We start from the raw sequence: 21,232 nt of genomic DNA, 5'->3' as shown, positions 1-21,232 counted from the left end.
TCAATAAATACTTTAAAAGAAAATAAAATTCACTTTTAATAATAGTAGTAATCCTCTTAAAAGTAGCTTAAAAACAGCAAAAACAACGTGCAGTATAAATTACATAGATAAAAAACACTCATTTTATTTAATAAATTGAGTTACCTTATTTTTAGTTAAAATGTTGTTTATCGAACTCTAAACAATTAAAATAGAGTCACAGAAATATTTTTTGTACGCAAAGAAACCTAATTACTATCTACAACATCTAATTTTATGAATAACATTTCTGGTTAAACCATGAAGTGTGCGACAAATCAATTTACTGGACTGATAATACAGAGGATTACCATTTTTTTAATTAGGTAGTCTCTACAAAAGACTCAACTTGAAATGAAAAATAAAATATTTAAACACTACTTAGGTGCACTCCTATTTCTACTAACAACAAATGTTTATGTTATAGGTGGTACTCCATTGCCTACTAAAACAGAAAGACCTAATATTCTTTTTATTTTAATGGATGATTTAGGTTATGCTGATGTTGGTTTTATGCCCAATGCAGCTAAAGATATACATACGCCTAACATAGATAAACTTGCCAATCAAGGAACAATTTTTACTTCTGCTTATGTGGCTCATCCTTTTTGTGGACCGAGTAGAACGAGTATTTTAACAGGTAGAATGCCCCATACTTTAGGAGCTCAATTTAACCTTGCAGCATTTTCTGGTAATGGTATTGATGCTACAGAAAGTTATATAAGTGATGAATTACAAGCAGCAGGTTATTTTACTGGAGCAATAGGAAAATGGCATTTAGGAGAAGAAGAAAAGTATCATCCTAACAGTAGAGGTTTTGATTATTTTTATGGTTTCTTAGGCGGAGGACATGAATATTTTTCTAGATCGTGGGTAGATAGTAAAATTTATAACCCGAGTGTTGCAAAAGTTGGAGATTACCATTACGATTACAATAGACCAATGATGGAAAACACAACATATGTTCCTACTGATAAAGAACAATATGTAACAGATGTATTAACTGATGCTGGTTTAAAATTTATAGAAAATGCCTCTAAAAAAGATGCCCCATTCTATTTATATTTATCGTTCAATGCTCCACACACACCTCTACAAGCACAAGAAAAAGATATAAAAGATCTGCAAAAAACACTTGGTGATAATGCTGCTGAAAGTGGTTCTGAAAGACTTACTTATACAGCCATGATGTACAACGTAGACTATAATATCAAAAGGGTAGTTGAGAAATTAAAAAGTACTGGCCAATTTGATAACACACTTATCATTTTCTTAAGTGATAATGGGGGCAAATACACTAAAGGAGCAAATAACCAACCATTAAAAGGTAAAAAAGGTGATGCATATGAAGGAGGTTTTAGAGTACCTATGTTTATGCATTGGCCAAATGGTAATGTACCAAAAGGAGAAATAAATAGTAATAATTTCTCTGCCCTTGATTTTTATCCAACCCTAGCTCATTTAGGTGGTGTAGAAATTCCGTCTTCAAAAATTTATGATGGCATAGACGCTTGGGATGGCATTGTTAATAATAAAAGTACAAGAGATAATAAGCCAATTTTTGTAATGCGCCATCAACGTAATAGAAATTGGACGGGAGTTGTTCAAGATAATTATAAACTACACTCTCTTGGAAATGGAAATTGGGCTCTTTATGACCTTTGTGAAGATATAGGTGAAAAAAATAACATTGCAAGTCAGCACCCTGAAATAGTAACATCTATGAAAGAAGCTGTTTATCAATGGACATGGAGTTGGGAAAAGCATCGTCCAGAGTTTTTTGATAGCCCAAGTTATGGGTTCGAAGAATCTTGGAATAAATCAAATATGCCAAATTTTGAAAAAACTTTTGGGGAGGTATATGATAGAAAAGATTATGTAAGTATTCCTAAAAAAACAGACTTATAAATTAAGTAGTATTTAGGCATTAATAAGATTGAGGTCACTTCAAGTAATTGAGGTGACTTTTCTTTTTTTAATGCAATAGTGAACCCTTAAAAAACTTTGCCATTTGAATTAACGATGATATTTAACGATATTCGACCTACAACTTGACTATTACAGATGACTTTATAACTAAAAAATAAGCTATATCGCTTTTTAGTAGTGCATCAATAAAAAAGTTTGAAAGCTTCTACTTAGGTTATTAATTTTTAGAATGATAAACAGTAACACTCCTTCAAAAAGAGAAATTCTAACAGCTTCTGCAATACAAGAGATTATTGAACAACATAAATCTCAGCTCTGCTTTGTTTTTGGAAACGGCATAAACCGTTATTTCAGTAAGGAAAATATTACTTGGGATAAGCTTCTGATAGAACTTTGGAACAAATACAGTAAGAAAGCTAAATTTGAAAATCAGATTTTCAAAGGTATATCATTTACTGAGTTTTATGACGCTATTGATATTCAAAACACCACCAAAAAGAACTTTAGTGCTACCATTCAGAAGGATGTAAAAAACACAATGAGTTTATGGAAACATAATGATGAGCAGAATATCATTTTAAATAAAATATGTGCTTTAAACGCTCCTATACTAACTACAAATTTTGATGACTTAATTCCAAAATCAGCTCAACTTAAACCTTTTAAAATACCATATAAAGGGTTTACCGATTATTACCCTTGGAACTGCTATTTTAGTAATAAAAAGCTGAATAACCCTATTGATGGTTTTGGTGTTTGGTACCTAAATGGCATGATAAAATACCACAGAAGTATTAAACTAGGACTTTCTCAGTACATGGGTAATGTTGAAAGGGTTAGAAAAATGATGTACAAAAATAGAGGGGTAATTGGGAAAGAAGATAAACTTGCAAAAAAATGGAATGGTTATCCTACCTGGTTACATATTATTTTTAATAAATCGTTATGTATTATTGGTTTGGGATTAGAAGAAAATGAAGTTTTCTTTAGATGGCTTTTGATAGAAAGAGCAAAATATTTTAAAGCCTTTCCTAGTCAGAAAAAAGACGGTTGGTATATTACAGTAAAAAAAGAAGATGATAGTTTCTTAGGGAAAAAATTCTTCTTAGAATCTGTAGGCATTAAAGTTCTTGAGGTAGACAATTACGAAACTATTTACAAACACATTTGGCAATAAAATGGAGAACCAACAGAAGATCAATATTCTTCACGAAGAGATCAAAATTCAAATAGATAAAACGGTTAAACGAAGCAAAGAAAATAAATTAAAAGGCTTTGGAATTTATATTGCCATCTCTATTTTATCTGCTTTAATCACATTTTTAGTAGCTATAAAAGAGAGTATTCCTTCTACACCAGAAAATATAGATTTAATCAACTTCTCTATAAAATCATTTATTTTACTTGCGGGTGCTAGTATAACAATTTTATCTGCGTGGGAAGGTTTTTACAACCATAAACAATTGTGGTTAAATTATGGCGAAACTGCAAGTCAACTTAAAAATCTTGAATTCAAAATTCGATTATTGTCCGATGAGGAAATTAACAATAACGACACTGTTATTAGTCTTAGGTTAGAGCTAGAAGCAATCTTAGATAATGCCCGATCAAAATGGAAAGATTTAAGAATTGAAGAAGCCTCTATGAAAGATTAATAGTATTTTTTATTTCTTTAAACTAATTATTACTTACTATGAAAACTAAAATTTCTAGAAGAGACATTATTTTTATCTTTATCGGCGCTTTCTCTATGCTCTGTATAGAAGTAGCTCTTGACTGGGATCAACATCAAGCTGCATTCAAAAAAGGGTATGAAGCTGGAAGAAATTCTATAGAAAAAATTCAGTAGTTGAATATTTTTTTGACTAACACAAAAAACAACTCTCACCACATGTTACATGTTCCGAGAGTTGTTTTTAACGTTATTATCTAAGATAAGTTCAGACCATTGATCAAAATATTAAAATCAATTAAGACCAAAATTGTTGAAAATCTGTTTATCAATACAAATTCTAAGAGAACCAATCTCACCAATACAACACTAAAAATTGATTAAACTTCTTAAAATGTATTGTATCCCAATTTTCATTCAACAATTTGACGTCCTGGCCTAAACCGAAGAATCGCACACACAATGGTATTCTCCGCTTAAGAATACCTCTAATAATTGATAGTTATATATTCGTCCGTTTTCAAATACTCTTAGTGTGTTATATTTAAATAACTAATTGATACTTGCCCAAAATCAGAAGTATCCAATGATTTTCCTTTCATAGATTGTAAATACGTTCCGGCTTTAAAGTAATTTCCATTACTACCACAACCATTAAATCTATAAATTTCTGTAGCAGAACCACTACTTGAAATGTTATACAGAACAACGTTGGTGTTTTCAAAAATTAAACGGAAGTGCATTTCGCCACCTACTGTCCAATTTCCATCAATAAAGTCACCTTCGTTATCATCATTCTTTTCTGTAACCCATCCCATAATTTTTAAGCGAACTGCACCAGAAGATTGGTTAGGATCACCTTGGAATTGTACACGAATTACATCATCATAAGTATCAGAAGGACCGTGAATTTGTCCAAAACATACTTTTCCTGAACTTGGTAACTGGTCAACACGAACTTTCCATTCCATTCTGTTTGTTCCAGAATCACCATCCCATTCAATCTCATCAGAACCAGAAGAATTCATTTCTCTTAATTCTGTTCTTGGATTTCCTGATCCAGAAGATGTTGGATAACCAGCATAACATTTAAATGATACCCATTCGCCGTCTGTAAAGAACCAATTATCATTAGAATAAGTATCTAAATTTGGTGTATTGTCTACAAACTTAGGGCTGTTAAGTGTTCCAGAGAAAGCATTTAACTTCCATCCTTGCAAGTTTAAAATATCGTAAGGATATTCTCCTCCATTTGATGGTGGATCTGTTGGCTCTACAGGATCTGTTGGATCCACGCCTTCACCTTCTCCATCTGTACCATAAATTTCCGTTTCTGTAATACTATTCCATGTATTAGATGAGTTTCCGTACCCTATAATTTTTAAGTATCTACCGCTTACATTCGATAATGAAACTTCTTCTAATTCTAAAGAAGACCCACTTGATACACCTGAATGAACTACAGATAAATCTGTTGTTGCATCACCGGTTAATACTTCGAATGTACTCGAGCGTAAATTGCCTTTAAACCAAGCAATTTTTACTGAAGAAATGTTTTTTACACTTCCTAAATCATAAAGTATCCATTGTCCGTTGCCATTTGCAGACCAACGTGTAGATAGACTTCCATCAATAGTATTTGCTGGAACATTTCCATCATTTGCAGAAGCACTTACACTTGCTATTGCTAATTGCTCATTAGCAGTAGGTGGTGTAGTTTCTTCATCTGTAGATGCCAATGTAAAATCATCAAAACGTCCTTCACTACTGTTGTACTCTCCAGCAATTGTTACTGTTGAAGCATTACCTGTAGAGAAAGTAACTACCTCTTGTTTCCAAGAAGAAGCTGTTCCACTTCTCGATGTTTTTACGCCATTTACATAGGCAGCTATACGCCATCCGCCTTTTACATAAGCAGCTAACTCATAAGTGGTATTAGATTGTACATCTACTTCTTGAGTAAATTTACCACCTGCACCAGTTATTTTTGCAGACTTACTTCCAGAGTTACCTTCTCCTGATATTGAAGAGGGATCTGTATCGCTCCAACTAGACCAGCTACTTTCAAAGCTATTATTAGCAATTGAAACTGCTGTTCTTGCAGAACTTCCTTTTACTACTTGATCCTCTTTTTCAAGAGCACCCATTTCATCTTTTTGATTACAGCTAGACATTGCTCCTATTCCGCATAACAGAAAAGATAGCTTTAGAGCTATTGTTTTTACTTTACTCGACTGGTTGTTCATAATTCATTTAAATAGTGTGCTAAATTTATTGATGAAGTTAAATTGTAAGTGTTTGTTTAAAGTGGTTTTGCTTTCAAAAAGCGTTAGTAAATTGTCGACAAATTTTTGTTAGTTAACCGATATTAAAAACAATCGCACACACTATATTAAATGCCTTATATTTTAATGTGATATATTTAGATACGAGATGGAAACTTGCCCAAAATCAGTTAAATCAAAAGGTTTATTTTGCATTGATTGAAGGTAAATTCCAGCTTTAAAGTAGTTGTAATCACTTGCACAACCATTAAAACGGTAAATTTCCTTTTTCTCTCCGCTCTCTTCTATTTGATTTACCCAGACATTACTATCTTCAAAAATTAATTCGAAATGATATTCCTCGTCTAGTTTCCAATCACCCTCTAAAAAATCACCCTCCTTGTCATCATTTTCTTCAGTTACCCATCCCATAATTTTCAAACGTACGTCTCCTTCAGATTGGTTTTTGCCTCCCTGAAATTGTATACGAATTACATCATCGAAATCTGAAGATCTACCATGAATTTGTCCAAAACAAGCCTTTCCTGAACTTGGTAACTGATCTACCCTCACCTTCCATTCCATTCGGTTAGTACCTTTTGTACCATCCCAATTTAATGTAGAACTTCCGTCTGCAGTCATTTCTCTCAACTCTGTTCTTGGGTTACCAGAACCCGAAGAAGTTGGGTAGCCTCCGTAACATTTAAATGCTACAAATTGACCGTCTTCAGTAAAAAACCAATTCTCATTTTCATAAGTAGATAAATTAGAAATCTGATCTTCAAAAACTGGAGATTCTAATGTACCTGTAAAGGCATTTAGTTTCCAATTCTGAAGGTTCAAAATCTCATAAGGGTAAGGAAAGTTCGACTCTTCTTCGTTTTCTTCTTCAGTCTCCCCTTCGTTACTTTCTTCTTCTACTTCTTCTTCTACCTCTTCTTCTTCAGCCTCCTCAGTCTCTTTCTCATCAGAGGTAGTATCATCTGGCTTTTCAGCCTCTACCTCTTCTTCAAGGACTGGTGCTTTTTCATCTTCAATCTGATTGCATCCACAAGAAAAACCTATACCTGCAAGAGTCATCCAAAGTAAAAATGCAACTTTGATAAACTTTTTAATCGTAGTTGAATACTTCATTAGAGTGTTTGTTTGTTAGTAGTTATAGTATAGATTTTTTGATGAGAATACTTACACTAAAGCATAGCCGTTTTTCTCTGCTAAACATTGATTTGCAATGCTAACAACATCTTCTATTTTTGCTTTTAAAGCGTTGTAATCTCTTTTCGCAATTAGTTGCTTGTCCATTAATTGAGAACCAAGTCCCACACAATGAACACCTGATTTAAACCAAGCATCAAGATCTTCAAAAGTTGGTTGTACACCACCTGTAGGCATAATACTAGACCAAGGCATTGGGCCTTTAACAGCCTTTACAAACTCTGGTCCACCTACTTGAAGTCCAGGGAATATCTTTACTACTTCTGCCCCTAATTCTTCTGCTTTAGAAATTTCTGAAACTGTACCACAACCTGGCGACCAAGCTATTTTTCTACGGTTACAAATCTTAGCTATATCTTCGTTTAAGATTGGACAAACAATAAAGTCTGCTCCTTTCTGAATGTAAATTCCTGCAGTAACAGCATCTACAATAGAACCAATTCCTAAAATCATTTCTGGTGCAAATTGCGGTATTTTTTGTACTAAGTGATCAAATACTTTATCCGCATTATCTCCTCTATTTGTAAACTCAAATACACGAACACCTGCCTGATAGCAAGCATACAAAACATCCCAACACACTTCAGGACTTGGATGATAGTAAACAGGTACAATACCCACTTCTTTCATCTTTTGTGCTACTTCAATTCTAGTAAACCTAGCCATAGTTATCTATTTATCTTTTTGATACTACTCTTATCCATTATCTGGAAAACTTCTTGTTCTGTAGCGATGTTATAATCACCTGGAATAGATAGTTTATAAGCTGATGCTGCTAATGCAAAATCTAACGTTTTTTGATCGTCGTTAAAGTTTGTTTTACCATGTATATATGCAGCCATAAAAGAATCTCCTCCTCCTACTCTGTCAACAATAGATGGAATTTCATGAACATCTCCTTGAATAAACTCACAGCCATTATACGTTACTCCAGACCATCTATTATGCGATGCATTAATTGTCTGACGCAATGTAGTAACTACACAGTCTATGTTTGGAAATTGCTCTACTAAAGCCTCACTAATAAACTTATAGCAACGTTTATCAAAACCTTCAATGTACTCGTAATCACTCTCAGTAGGCTTAATACCTAAATACATGGCTACGTCTTCTTCGTTTGCTAAAACAATAGATGTCCCTTTAATGAGGTCAGGCATAACATCTTTAGGGTCAACGCCGTACTTCCAAAGTTTACTTCTATAGTTTAAATCACAAGAAACTGGAATACCTTTTCTATTTGCTGCTTGAATAGCCGCTAAACTTGCTTCTGCTGCTCCTTGTGACAAAGCTGGCGTAATACCAGACCAATGAAACCAATCTGCATCTTTAAGCAACTCATCCCAATCAAAAGTTGTAGCATCTATTTCTGTAAAAGAAGATCCTGCACGATCATAAATTACGCTACCTCCACGCAATGAGCCACCTTTCTCTAAAAAGTAGAAACCCATTTTGTTACCTTGGTATAAAATAGGGTCAATATTAACACCCCATTTTTTCACCTCTCTTACTGCCGATAAACCTAATTCGTCATTAGGTACAACAGTTACATATTCCACGTTATCGCCGTATTGAGCTAACGACATGGCTATGTTTGCTTCCGCTCCTCCCACCGTGGCTTCATAAGATGAAGCCTGAGAAAATCTTTGATTTCCTACTGGTGAGAAACGGAATAGTAATTCTCCAAAAGTTACTATTTTCATATGCTATGAGAACATTAGTCCCCCGTTAATATCAATGTTTGTACCTGTTACAAAAGAAGATTCTGAAGATGAAATACAAGCAACAAAGTTTGCTACTTCGTCCGCTCTTCCTTCACGACCTAACGGTGTACTAACCGCTACTTTTTCTCTAACAGCAGTATTTGTAAACGTATCGTGGAAAGTTGTTGCAATCATACCTGGGCATAAAGAGTTTACTCTAATATTCTTTGGTCCTAATTCTTTAGCCATAGAACGAGTGAACGTCATTACTGCACCTTTTGCTGTAGCATAAGCACTTGCACCTGGTCCACCACCATCTTTACCAGCTTGAGAAGCAAAGTTTAAGATAGATCCACCTGCAGGCATATGAGGAACAACTGCTTGTGTCATCAAGTATACAGAGTTTAAGTTCAATTGAATTACGAAATTGAAAAAGTTCAAGTCCATTTCATCAATTTTCTTTCTTGCTACAAGACCACCTGCAACGTTTACAAGAATATGAATATGATCACCGTATACGTCTAAAGAGTGTTTTACTACTTTTTGAACATCTACTGGATTTGTCATATCTCCTTGGCAAAGTGTTGCTTCTCCACCTGCTCCTTTAATTTCAATTAAAGTTTGAGTAGCTTGTTCTTCATTGTCAAAGTAATTGATAACTACTTTAGCTCCCTCTGCTGCTAATTTTTTAGATACTGCTTTTCCAATATCTCTAGCTCCACCTGTTACAATTGCTACTTTATTTGTTAAATCCATGTTCTTAAAATTTAAATGTGTTATTGTTATTATTTTATTGACTTAATATCCTTAGCAAGAAGATAAACTGAAGCAACTCCCAGCGGCACAAACGCTGCTATCATAATGAAAATAGGAGTATAAGAATAGCTCGATATCATTGGTACTAGGAAGTTCATAATGATTACAGAAAAGACACCTACTGTACCTCCTAAACCTGCTAAAGATCCTACCGATTTACCTGTAAATAAATCACTAGGGATTGTTTGAATATTACTAATTACAAATTGGAAACCGTACAATACTGCTGCTACAATTAGTACAAATTTTAAAGCCGTATCTGCTAAGAAAATTGTTGCTAATAAACCTACAAACATTATTACACCACCAATTGTAATGGTTTGTTTTCTTGCTTTATCAATAGAAGCTCCTCTTAGCATTAATTTACCAGAAAAATAACCTCCTGAAATACTACCTAACGCCGCTCCTACATAAGGAACCCAAGAGAAAAAGCCAATTTCTTTTACATTAAAGCCATAAGTATCTGCCAAGTATAACGGCATCCAACCTACAAATAACCACCATATTGGTTCTATAAAGAAACGTGATGCTAATACTGCCCAAGAAGCTTTATAAGATAAAATCTCTTTCATACTTAAACCTTTCTGTGGCTCTTCTTTCTCTTTACTATCATCTTGAGTTCCATCAAGAATATATTTTTTCTCTTTATCTGTAATCCATGGGTGTTTTGCAGGAATACCTTTGTTCATAATTAACCAAGGTGCAATCCATAGTAAACCTAATACACCTACAAACATAAATGTTGTTTGCCATCCAAAGCTTGCCCAAAGTATTGCAATTAGTGGTGGTGCTACTACAGAACCTAACGCTGCCCCAGAGTTAAAAATCCCTTGTGCTAAAGCTCTTTCTTTTACCGGAAACCACTCTGCATTATTTTTTACTGCACCTGGCCAGTTACCTGCTTCGCCCATACCTAACATTACTCTAAAAGAAGCAAAAGAAGTTAAACCTCTTGCTACAGAGTGAAGCATAGTAGCTATACCCCATACAGAAATTGAGATGACAAATCCCATACGAGTACCAATTTTATCAAACATCTTTCCAGATACTGACTGTCCAATTGCATAAGCAACCATAAATACATTAAGTATTAATGCATAGTCACTTTTGTCCATTCCTAAATCTGTAGAGATTGCTGGCCACATAATAGCCATTGCAGAACGGTCTATATAGTTAATTATTGTTGCTAAACATACCAATCCAATAATCCACCATCTTAATCCTTTTAATTTAAACCCTGATGATTTCTCTGTGGTTTTTTCTTCAGGTAAATCTTTTACTAAATTCTCCATAGTTATATTACTTTTTCTGCTTCCATATCTGCTATTAAAAGATTCTCGTTACATTCTAAATGCTAGACTGATTGAGATACTGTTCTTAATTCCACTTTTATTAACATGGAAGCTAAAAACGGTTTGTTTGCTTTTAATTTGCTTATTATACCTTTATTTTATTGCTCTAATTCGTTTTTAAAAAGGGTGAATGGACCACCCCATTTAATCTCTCTATTCTTGATAGTTAGGCGATGTTTCGAGTCATCGCTATGCTGTTTGTTTGATATAATGAAGGTCCATTCTTCATCTTGTTTGTTAGTAAAGTCAACTACTGTGTATTCTGATGTATTGTCTATTATTGTAATATTTGAAATGCTTCCTGCCGCATTATTAGCAAACTCACTTACTCTAGAATAATTTCCATGAGTTTCTAAAATAGATGCAAATAATGTCCTCCCTTTTTTCCCTTTCTTCTGAATAAAAAACGCTGGATCGTGTCTTAAATTAAAGTTAGGATCATTTGCTCCAATATGTGCAGTTATAATGTTATCTGACGCAGTAGTAGTACTTGTTAGTGTGAAGAATGTAGCTTTATCAAACCAATTGATTTGTGTTACTCCTTCTGCACCTTTTCCTTCTGCTTCTTTCCATAAATGTTGGAAACCATCCGTTTCTCCCATTGTTGATAACGTAGACGATTGTGTAAAATCAACATTCGTTTGCATTAGTTGTCCCTTATAATAATAAGGTAATAACAAGTCATGTTCTTCTTCAGAATTTACAGCAAATAGATCCAATACTAATGGATTTTCAAAACTACTATCTTTTAATAAAACAATAGTTCTGTGCAATTCTACTCCTTCGTAACAGTTGGTATCTTTTGCACTAACAACCTGTAAATTAGGATTGTCTATATCAAATATATATGACGATGGGGCAATAGCATCAGCGGCCTTTACTTTTCCTCTAAATTGCGATTTTTCATCGACAACAACCGTGTTATGAGCCACTGTCTGCTTTGCCCATGTCTTATTTTCTTTTAAGTAACCACCACCATCTTTTTGATTAATGTTTACCCATCTTGCTGCTCCATAATCTTGCAAAACTTCTTGCTCTCCATAAAACATACTGTATGATAATCTGTCAAAGTGACCATGTCCCATACCATGTTTTGCATATTTCATTATAAGATCAATTTCTCCTTCTTTATCTGCTCTTAGAATACCAATAGCACCTTCATCTCCTTTTGCTCCGTCTCTCAACATTACACTTTTCTTTACAAAAGGAACTGTTTTACCAGCCTTAATTGCTAAGGCTGCTTGCATACCAGAATAAATTAATGGCACACTCTTTTGTAATTCTATTAATGATAATAAGCTAGAGTCTTTACTTCCATATTGGAAGGCTAAAGATAAAGCTAATTTCAACTCTCTAGAAAAGTATGACATTCCTTTTTGAGCATCATTTAATGGAAAAAACTCTCCTTTTGCATTGGTCTGATTTAGAAGTGCATATACTCCTTTTATCAGTACCTCATTATTGTATTCAAAAATCTTTACATCAGGTTTTGCATTATCTAATGCCAATGCAAAAATTAAAAACGGATACATTGCATAACGTTGGTAATAAGGACCTTCTGTATAATACCCGTCAGGAGAAAAAGAGAAATCTATCTGAGCTAAAAAACCAGCTTCCTTTTGCCCTTTTAAAGTGATAGACCCCCCATCATTATCTTTTAATCCCTCCTTAGATATTGGCAATCCATACAATGCTTTCTGTACTAAGTCTTCGTTTTCCATCACTAAACCAATCATTCCAACGGCAGCATTTGCCCAAGTACTGTGATTATGCAGTCTATTAAAAAAACGAGGTGTTTCTACTGAAAGGAAATTGGCCATAGGAACAAACAATTCTTTATTTAATTCCTTTCTTTCCTTTACACTCAACCAATCGTATATGCAATCATAAGCCTGACTCACATATACTAACCAATTGGCATCGTTTAAACACTGCCAGAATAATTTACCTCTAGCGTACGACTTTGTAGAAGGATGTCTCTCCAATTTTGGATACATCTCTCTGTACTTAAATAATGTTTCTTTGACTAAGATGGCATACTTTTCTTCTTCTGTAATTTGAAAAAGAAGCCCTGCCTTCTGTAAAATCAAAAAGTTCTTTTTATGTTGTTCGTGCGTATATCCTCCAGCTAAATCTTTTGGTACAGGAACATCTAATCCTGTAGTCACAAATTGATCTACTTGCGCTCGTACTTTTTCAATAGAAGTATCAAACAAAGTTCCTTGCCCGAGTGCTGCTCGGATTTCAACGACCTCTCCTTTGGTAACAGACAAAGTAGGGTAAGCCTGTTGACCAAATAGAGGTGTCTGAACTATTATCGCTGAAACTAATATGTAAATAAATTCTTTCACTATTCTTTAGTTTATCACTTGAATATTCTTTGTAGTATAGCTGTTGTTATTCGATTGAATTTGTTCAGTGTTATCGAATACACAATTCTTCAAATTAGAAATAGGCTCTCCGTTTGTTAAGAATAATTTAACTGGAGCACTATCTTTCCAATTACAATCAGCTACTTGTAAATTCTGAACTCCGTGGAATGCTAAAGATGAGTGGTCTTTGTTTCTTTTGCTATTACCAACATCCGTGAAATCACATTTTGTAATAGCAACGTTAGGTCCAAAAGTACTTTCATCTGTTCCTCCTCTGTAAACGTCTGCAATAGTATCTCCTATTTTTGTAAACTTAGAGTTCTTTACTATTACATATTCTGCGTTATACATTCCTAAATCTTCAATTTCTTTATCTAATGATAGAATAGCACCTGTAACCTCTGTAAAAGTTGAATTCTCTATCAGTATCGAATCGGCCATTGTACTTGCATAAATCTTCAAGAAATTGAAAGTATGGTTGATATTTAGTTGCTTAATGTCACAATCTAGAGTAATAAACTTGTAGTTTTCGTTCATAGAATATTTACTCGTACTCACTACACAATTCCCTGATTGATCTGGAGAATCTGCTCCATCAATAACTAAATGATTTAGTTTTAAGGAACCACCATTTTCTATTTTAAAGAAAACTGCTTTTTCAGATTTAATTACTGGCTTCTCTCCTTCTGCTCCTCTAATTGTAATTGGGTGGTTTACAAAAAGTATCTTAGATAAACCATATACTCCACCTTTCTCCAATTCTAATATGTCTCCAGCCTCACTTTTCTTAGCTGCATCAATTAGAGTATCATCACCTGCCGCTACTTTAATTACTTTACCAGTATTAAATGTTACTTCTTTAATTTCTTTTTTATAATAAGAAGGACCAACTTCTTCTTTAGTTACAGGTAATTTAACATCACCTTTAAAGCCTATTTTCTTAAGTAATTTCTTTTTAGGAACACGTAAGCCAAATTCGTTTTCTTCTAACTGATAATCTACAAATGTAAAGCCTTCTTCTACTGGAGTATTCTCTCCGTTATTTACATAATTGTTTTCGAAATCAATACCTTCAATGTTATCATAAACAGTAAACAAATTAGGGTTTGTAGCTGTGAAGAAAAGGTTGTTTTTCATTGTTGATTCAATTGGAGTAGCAGATCTTTCTTTATCGCTTCCTGCACACAATTGAACGTGGTCTGAATCTATTAATAAGTTATTACTAATTTTTGCTCCTATTACCTGATTATATCTATTAATTGGCGAATTATAAATACCATTCATTACAACCAAGGCGCCTCTAAAACGGTAACCCGTTAAACCACTCAAATAATTATTTCTTACTGTTTGGTACTCATTAATAACTCTAATACCACCCGTATTGTGCTTTCTATTTCCTAAAAAGTAGTTTCCTTCAACTAATGTTCTTTCCCCATGACGAAGTGTTAGTGTACCTTTACACTCATCAAAAACATTATTTTGATAAGTATTTCCACACGATTTGTTTGATACAATTTCTAATTCTCCATCACATGCCTCAAAGTAATTGTTCTTAACAGTTGTGTTCGAATTACTTCTAGAATAATGGCTTGTACCAATACGTAAAGTTTCTCCGCCATTACTTCCTAAATTCTGACGTCCACCAAAGTAATTATAAGCAATTACATGGTTATTTTCTAAGCTCTCTTTACTGTTTAATCTTACAGCAAGAGTTACTCCTTTATTTCTTTTTCCTACTAATGCATTGTGATCAAATGAATTGTTTTTACCAAAAATCTCTACCCATTTGTCACTGTCATATCTTTCAGAATTACTGTAATCTTCTACCACACAATTTGTTACTCTGCAATTGTAAGCTAATTCTTTAGAAGAAGTACGGAAACTAATTACAGAACTTGTTGGTGTATAACCATTTCTAAAAACTAAATCACTTACTACTATATAGCTACCTGAGATACGTAAATAAGACTGTCCTTCTAAGAACACCTTCCCTGGTGTTTCAGCTTTCAATACAATTTTATTTTCTTCTGTGCCTTTTCCTTTCAGTTTGATTTCAACATCTGTCCATGTTCCATTCTTTAATAAGATTACTTGACCAGGTTGAACCTCTTTTAATGCTTTTGATAATTCCTCTTTATTGTTCACCAGAATTTCTTCTGCTGTAACCATGTTTGCATGAACAAATAAAAGAGTGAGTAAAATTAGGATTGAAGTAAGTGTAATTTGTTTCATTTCTATGTTGTTTATTCCTTTTGTGTTGTAATGTGATTTTTATAGACGATCCACCCAGCCGAAGCTGAGTGAATCTAAAATAATCTATATGGAATACTCTTTAATCAACTTTTTTGATTTCCACTAAGTCATAGCGGCCTGTAACATCACCAGGTAAAAGGTAAAAACGTAAATTTTTAGTATTTACCGCTGTTTCGATGATGAAACTTTTGTAAACATAATCAGAAGCATTAGGTGTTAATTCTATACCTTCTTCTACAAATGTTACTCCGTTATCTGGATCTTCTAATAAAAAGTTACCACAAGCTGTTCCTGAGCTAGAAGCACTTACATAATGGAAACTTACATTGTAAGTTACACCACCAGTTACTTTAATTGTCTGATCTAAAACGTGAGTAGCTGACTCTAACTTAGCTCCTGTTTCTCCATCAGGAGGTGTTGGCGAATCTGAACCTGAAAAACTTCCCCAAACGCTACGGTCTTTGCATTCAAAACTTTTACAAGCAAATTCTGGAACTAATTCATCTACAATTGAGACCGTAATTACAGTGTCACTTTGTACACCATTACCATCAGTTGCTTTTAGCATTACATCGTAACTTCCTTCTCCTGGAAATACATTAGATGGTTCTTGTTCTTCTGATGTATTACCGTCTGCAAAGTCCCAAGTAAAATTACTTGCACTAATTGAAAGGTTAGTGAAGTCTATTTGCTTAAAGTTCTCTGTACTCGACTTATAACTGAAGTTTGCTGATGGAGGAGTTAAATCTGGAATAGATCCAACACCTGGCAATTCTTCTGTACATGCAGTTACTGAAAATAGTGCTGTAACTGCGACAAATATATTTTTTGTTAGCGTAGTGCTTAATTTAATTTTCATGATTCAATTTTTGTTAGCGAAAAAATGATTTCAAAAAATGCTGATTTAGTAACCAGGGTTTTGCGTTAAAACACCAAAGCTTGTATCAATCTCTCTTTGTGGAATAGGTAATAATAACTTAGTTCCATTAAAAGTGAATCCATTAGCTGATGCAAAATCTCCCATTACTTTTTCAGCGTCGCCAGATCTTACTAAATCATATAGTCTATGGTTTTCAAAAGCCAATTCAACTCTACGTTCATTAAATAGCATATCTTTAGTTAAAGTAGCCGAACCATCTGTTGGTAAAGTAGAAAGGTTTACTCTTGAGCGTATCATGTTATAAGAAGCAATAGCACTTCCATCAGTCGTTTCTGATTGCCCTGCTAAAATAGCTTCTGAATGCATTAAATAAACATCTGCCAAACGTAAGATTACCCAATCGTTACCACATAATCTGTTATCTGAAGAAGAAGAGATAAACTTTCCATTTTCTTTTACATCTTCAGGATTATATAAAACACCAATTCTTTCTGTGTCAGTTGTTCCTACTGCAGCTACTAAATCAGACGTTACATAGTTTAAACCACTATTTCTACCCAAATTTGTAAACTCATAAGAGAAATCTTGACTTTCTACAGCATGGTCATTTAAGAACTGTACTGCAAAAATTATTTCAGAATTTAATTCACTGTAGAAAACATCTCTATACGATGCTGCTAAGCTGTAATCTCCGCTTCCAACAATTGCTTCTAATAAAGTTCTTGCTCCAGTGTAATCCCCTCTTGTTAATTTAACTTTCGCTAATAACGCCTGAGCTGCTCCAATTGTTGCACGACCTTCTTCAACATTTCCTCTAGAAGCTAATTTAGAGATTGCATCATTTAAATCAAGTTCAATTTGATCTAAAACAGAAGAACTTAAAACTTTAACTTGTCCAACTTCTTCACCAGGTACGATCACCTTAGTAACTAAAGGTACATCACCAAAACCTCTTGTTAAATTAAAGTAAGCTAATGCTCTTATAAATTTAGCTTCACCTTCAAATTGAGCATTCAACTCGACGTTAGAAACAACATCAAGGTTTTGTAAAACTTTGTTTGCTCTAAAAACAACATTGTATAAATCTGTCCAATAAGTAGACAAAGTACCGTTGTTTGGAGATACATCCATTGTTTCGAACTGTGCCCATTCTCCTTCACTATTTTTAGTTTTAGAGTTATCTGAACGCATTTCTGTTAAAGCAAACTCACGTTGAACTACATTTTGAAGACCATCGTACATTGCAAAAACTGCAGCTTGAACCTCCTCTGTATTTTTGTAGAAACCATTATCTCCAATTGCAGACTTAGGTTCTAAATCTAAAGAATCTTGACATGAAGTAAAAAATGATACTCCAATTAAAAACGTCAATCCGATTAATATATTTTTCATTATTATTTCTTTTTAGAATTGAAGATTTATACCTGCAGAATAAGATCTGTAAATAGGTGCTGCACCTCTTTGGTAACCATATGTTAATGGCGAATCTAAACCTTGGTTTACACCTTCAGGATTATAACCCCTATAGTCACTACCCATAATATAAATCAAGTTCTGTCCAGATGCGTAAACTCTAGCACTCTTAATACCAACCTTAGAAATCCATGATTTAGGCAAAGTGTACCCAATGTTTAAGTTTCTTAATGTGATATAAGAAGCATCCATTACGATATCATCTGTGAAAATTCTTTGAACAACTTTATCCGAATCTTTAAAGAAGTTAGGGTTAGTTTCGTCAGTGATATAATCTTGGTTTGAACTAAACTGATTATTTACATATTGAGGGTCCATGTTTCTAACTTTAGCACCATGAGAACCTTGGAACATGAAACTTAAATCAAAGTTTTTGTAGCTCATTGTGTTTGTAACAGACCAGATAAATTTAGGGTATGGAGATCCTAAGATTGTTCTATCGTCTGAATCAATGATACCATCACCATTTAAATCTTTAACATAAATGTCTTGAGACTGTCCGTTAATTGGATAGTAAGGATTTTTGATATTCTCTAAAGGAATTTCTTTTTCCACTACGTATCCGTAGAAAGATGCTACAGGATTACCTTCTTTTGCAATCCATTCTGCAGGACGTTTAGAATCTACAGTTGAGATTAGCCCGTCTGCACCTGCCATACTTACTAAGTTGTTCTCGTTATAAGAAACATTACCTGTTGTACTCCACTTAAATGAAGAAGTAACAATATTAGTAGTACGAACTTCTACTTCAATACCTTTATTTTCTACCTCACCAAGGTTAACAATTGCATCGCTAAATCCAGTTGCTGAAGGGATAGGTCTGTTCATTAATAAATCTTGGCTATTACGTTTATAGAAATCAACGCTTAAGTTTAATTTATCTTGGAAGAAACCTACTTCAACACCAGGGTTTATTTCAATTGACTTTTCCCACTGTAATTGAGGGTTAGAAAGTGTTACTTGGTTAAAACCATTGTAAATGTTACCATTAAATACTGATCCTACAGGCTCTACTAAACCAATATGAGGATATCTACCAATAGAATTGTCATCTCCGTCATTACCAGTTACACCGTAACTTACTCTTAATTTTAAGTTACTAATTACTGAACTAGATTTTAAGAATGCTTCCTCAGATACTCTCCATCCTAAAGATGCAGCAGGGAATACACCAAATTTATTGTCTTGTCCAAATTTAGAACTACCATCAGTTCTTGCACTTACAGAAACTAAGTACTTATTATCATAAGCGTAGTTAACACGACCTAAATAAGATACTAAACCTTTTTGTGTATGCTCTGTTCCTGCTCCAGTTACGTTAGTAGCTGGAATAGTTTGGATATAATCAAAATTATAACCGTTTGCTTCTACTTCACTATATTTAGCATCCCAAAATTCATAAGCAAAACCTGCTACAGCATTAATTGAGTGCTTATTACCAAAGTTTTTATCGTATGTTAGAGTTTGCTCTGCAACAATGTGGAATTGGTTGTATTGGCTATTAAAAGCTGAAGTACCCGCCTCCTCATTTCTTGATGCTTTCACACCTGTAAATCTTTCGTTTGTAGAGTTTTTATAATCTCCACCTAAAGTAGATCTAAATGCTAAACCTTTAGCAATATCATATTTTAAGTACATGCTAGTAAATAGCTTTGTTTGGTACTTCATATAATTACGCTCTTGTACTTTTGCTAAAGGAGATGCATTAGATGTTGTACTAATATCAGTTCCTCCAGATTCTACAGATTCGTTATTATCAAGATCATAATCATCGAACATACGTTCCATAGCATAATCTCCAACCTGTGCATCTGCCCATCTACCTTCTTCTCTAAGACGGTTTACATATTTGATGCTATTCTCGTCAATTCTTTCTGGTAACCAAGGTGATTGTCTAATCGCATCATGAAGTCCAACTGGAAATCTTCTTTGCTTACTATAAGATGGGTTTACTTTTAAACCAAACTTTAAACGGTCGTTTACTTTAGTGTCTAAGCTTAATCTAAAGTTGATTTTTTCGTAGCTATCCGTTAATAATACACCTTCATCTTTTAAGTAACTACCTGATGCACTATAGTTTGTCTTCTCTGTTCCCCCTCTTGCTGATAACGAGTGGTTTTGAATAGTACCACCGTCCATCATTACTTCGTCCCATGCTGTTTCAGTACCTAACTGATTGATATATTTCATTCTATCTGTTAGCTCACCTTCGTTATTGTTTGATACAAATGAAGTCCATTCTCCAACTGTTTTTAATACATCGTTCTTAGGAACTGATTTTGTACCAAAGTATCCGTTATAAGTAAATGTTGCTTTACCTTTCTTACCTGATTTGTTTGTAATTAAGATAACACCATTTGATCCTCTTGAACCATAAATAGCTGCAGAAGAAGCATCTTTTAATACTTCAATAGATTCTACATCGTTCATATCTAAACTACCTAGGTAATCTTGGTCTACAACAATACCATCTACAACAATAAGTGGGTTTGGTACAGATGTAATAGAACCTACACCCCTAACACGAATTGTTGGTGCTCCACCTGCTTCTGGGTTAGTCATCTGGATATTTACACCAGAAACTTGACCTGCTAAAGCATCATCAACTCTTGATAATGGAATTTGATCTAAGTTCTCATTAGTTACTTTTGATACAGCTCCTGTCAAATGTGATTTTTGAACTGAACCATATCCAACGACAACGATTTCGTCTAACTGACTTAATTCTTCTTCTAAAACTACATTGATTTCAGATTGACCATTCACTGCAACTTCTTGCGATTTACAGCCAATAAAAGAAAACATTAATACATCTGTAGAGTTAGTAAGTAAAGAGAAATTTCCGTCAAAATCAGAAATAGTACCTTTACTTCTTTCGGCATCTTTTATTATAATAGATACCCCTGGTAATGGAAAGCCATCTTGATTTACTATTCGACCATTAACTTTAACTTGATCGTTTTGTGCCAAAAGATCCGCGGGATATAAAAATAGTAAAATCCCAATAGATGCTAGTAATAATTTAAATGTGTTGTTCATTTCAATTTCATTGAAGAGTTAGCTCTTAGTATGGCATAATTGGTGTTCAATGTTACACGATATAACATGGTCAATTATCTACTAAAGCGTATTTTGCTCATTGGTAAAATAAATAGTTTGCTTAGGCAGGTTGGTTGTTCGTTTGTGAATACACTTCTTTGTACGTATCTTTGTTTACAAGGAAGGAATGTTTTATAAGGATGATTTTGCCGATGACCCCTATTATCACAACCTGACTGTTTGGATTAA

15 protein-coding genes are annotated in these 21,232 nt (G+C 33.9%); 4 read left to right on the top strand and 11 right to left on the bottom strand.

What is annotated here, in order from left to right:
- Positions 1-372: 372 nt before the first annotated feature.
- The 4 genes from KM029_RS18385 to KM029_RS18370 all read left to right on the top strand — a co-directional run bounded on the left by KM029_RS18385 (position 373) and on the right by KM029_RS18370 (position 3,796).
- Positions 373-1,926, top strand: coding sequence for a sulfatase-like hydrolase/transferase (locus KM029_RS18385; RefSeq protein WP_144074646.1), 1,554 nt, complete (start codon positions 373-375; stop codon positions 1,924-1,926).
- 250 nt (positions 1,927-2,176) lie between these two features.
- Entirely contained in the window at positions 2,177-3,124 is a 948-nt protein-coding gene (locus KM029_RS18380; protein ID WP_144074645.1) for an SIR2 family protein, read from the top strand.
- Position 3,125: 1 nt separating this feature from the next.
- On the top strand, positions 3,126-3,602 hold the full coding sequence (locus KM029_RS18375) for a DUF4231 domain-containing protein (protein WP_144074644.1): 477 nt from the start codon (positions 3,126-3,128) through the stop codon (positions 3,600-3,602).
- A gap of 38 nt (positions 3,603-3,640) precedes the next feature.
- A complete protein-coding gene (locus KM029_RS18370; RefSeq protein WP_158631103.1) occupies positions 3,641-3,796 on the top strand; it encodes a hypothetical protein in 156 nt (51 codons plus the stop codon).
- A gap of 353 nt (positions 3,797-4,149) precedes the next feature.
- Here KM029_RS18370 and KM029_RS18365 read toward each other — a convergent pair whose 3' ends face one another.
- From KM029_RS18365 to KM029_RS18315, 11 genes are all read right to left on the bottom strand, one after another.
- Entirely contained in the window at positions 4,150-5,865 is a 1,716-nt protein-coding gene (locus KM029_RS18365) for a polysaccharide lyase family 7 protein (RefSeq protein ID WP_144074643.1), read from the bottom strand.
- Positions 5,866-6,027: 162 nt separating this feature from the next.
- Complete coding sequence (locus tag KM029_RS18360) at positions 6,028-7,017, bottom strand: polysaccharide lyase family 7 protein (RefSeq protein WP_144074642.1); 990 nt, start codon at positions 7,015-7,017, stop codon at positions 6,028-6,030.
- Between the two features lie 51 nt (positions 7,018-7,068).
- Entirely contained in the window at positions 7,069-7,764 is a 696-nt protein-coding gene (locus KM029_RS18355; protein ID WP_144074641.1) for a bifunctional 4-hydroxy-2-oxoglutarate aldolase/2-dehydro-3-deoxy-phosphogluconate aldolase, read from the bottom strand.
- A gap of 2 nt (positions 7,765-7,766) precedes the next feature.
- Complete coding sequence (locus KM029_RS18350; protein ID WP_144074640.1) at positions 7,767-8,798, bottom strand: sugar kinase; 1,032 nt, start codon at positions 8,796-8,798, stop codon at positions 7,767-7,769.
- Positions 8,799-8,801: 3 nt separating this feature from the next.
- Positions 8,802-9,554 (bottom strand): SDR family NAD(P)-dependent oxidoreductase, encoded by a 753-nt coding sequence (locus KM029_RS18345; protein WP_144074639.1) that lies wholly within the window; start codon positions 9,552-9,554, stop codon positions 8,802-8,804.
- Positions 9,555-9,583: 29 nt separating this feature from the next.
- The gene (locus KM029_RS18340; protein ID WP_144074638.1) at positions 9,584-10,906 is read right to left on the bottom strand and encodes an MFS transporter; all 1,323 of its coding nucleotides are present in this window, start codon (positions 10,904-10,906) and stop codon (positions 9,584-9,586) included.
- Between the two features lie 158 nt (positions 10,907-11,064).
- The gene (locus tag KM029_RS18335; RefSeq protein ID WP_215586347.1) at positions 11,065-13,317 is read right to left on the bottom strand and encodes an alginate lyase family protein; all 2,253 of its coding nucleotides are present in this window, start codon (positions 13,315-13,317) and stop codon (positions 11,065-11,067) included.
- A 6-nt stretch (positions 13,318-13,323) separates the two neighbouring features.
- On the bottom strand, positions 13,324-15,570 hold the full coding sequence (locus KM029_RS18330) for a polysaccharide lyase 6 family protein (RefSeq protein WP_205125447.1): 2,247 nt from the start codon (positions 15,568-15,570) through the stop codon (positions 13,324-13,326).
- Positions 15,571-15,670: 100 nt separating this feature from the next.
- A complete protein-coding gene (locus KM029_RS18325; RefSeq protein WP_144074634.1) occupies positions 15,671-16,450 on the bottom strand; it encodes a PKD domain-containing protein in 780 nt (259 codons plus the stop codon).
- 45 nt (positions 16,451-16,495) lie between these two features.
- Positions 16,496-17,863, bottom strand: coding sequence for a RagB/SusD family nutrient uptake outer membrane protein (locus tag KM029_RS18320; protein WP_144074633.1), 1,368 nt, complete (start codon positions 17,861-17,863; stop codon positions 16,496-16,498).
- A 12-nt stretch (positions 17,864-17,875) separates the two neighbouring features.
- Entirely contained in the window at positions 17,876-20,983 is a 3,108-nt protein-coding gene (locus tag KM029_RS18315) for a SusC/RagA family TonB-linked outer membrane protein (protein ID WP_144074632.1), read from the bottom strand.
- Positions 20,984-21,232 lie beyond the last annotated feature (249 nt).

Source organism: Flammeovirga kamogawensis, assembly GCF_018736065.1.
GTDB lineage: Bacteria > Bacteroidota > Bacteroidia > Cytophagales > Flammeovirgaceae > Flammeovirga > Flammeovirga kamogawensis.
This window is presented reverse-complemented; position numbering and strand designations above follow the sequence as displayed.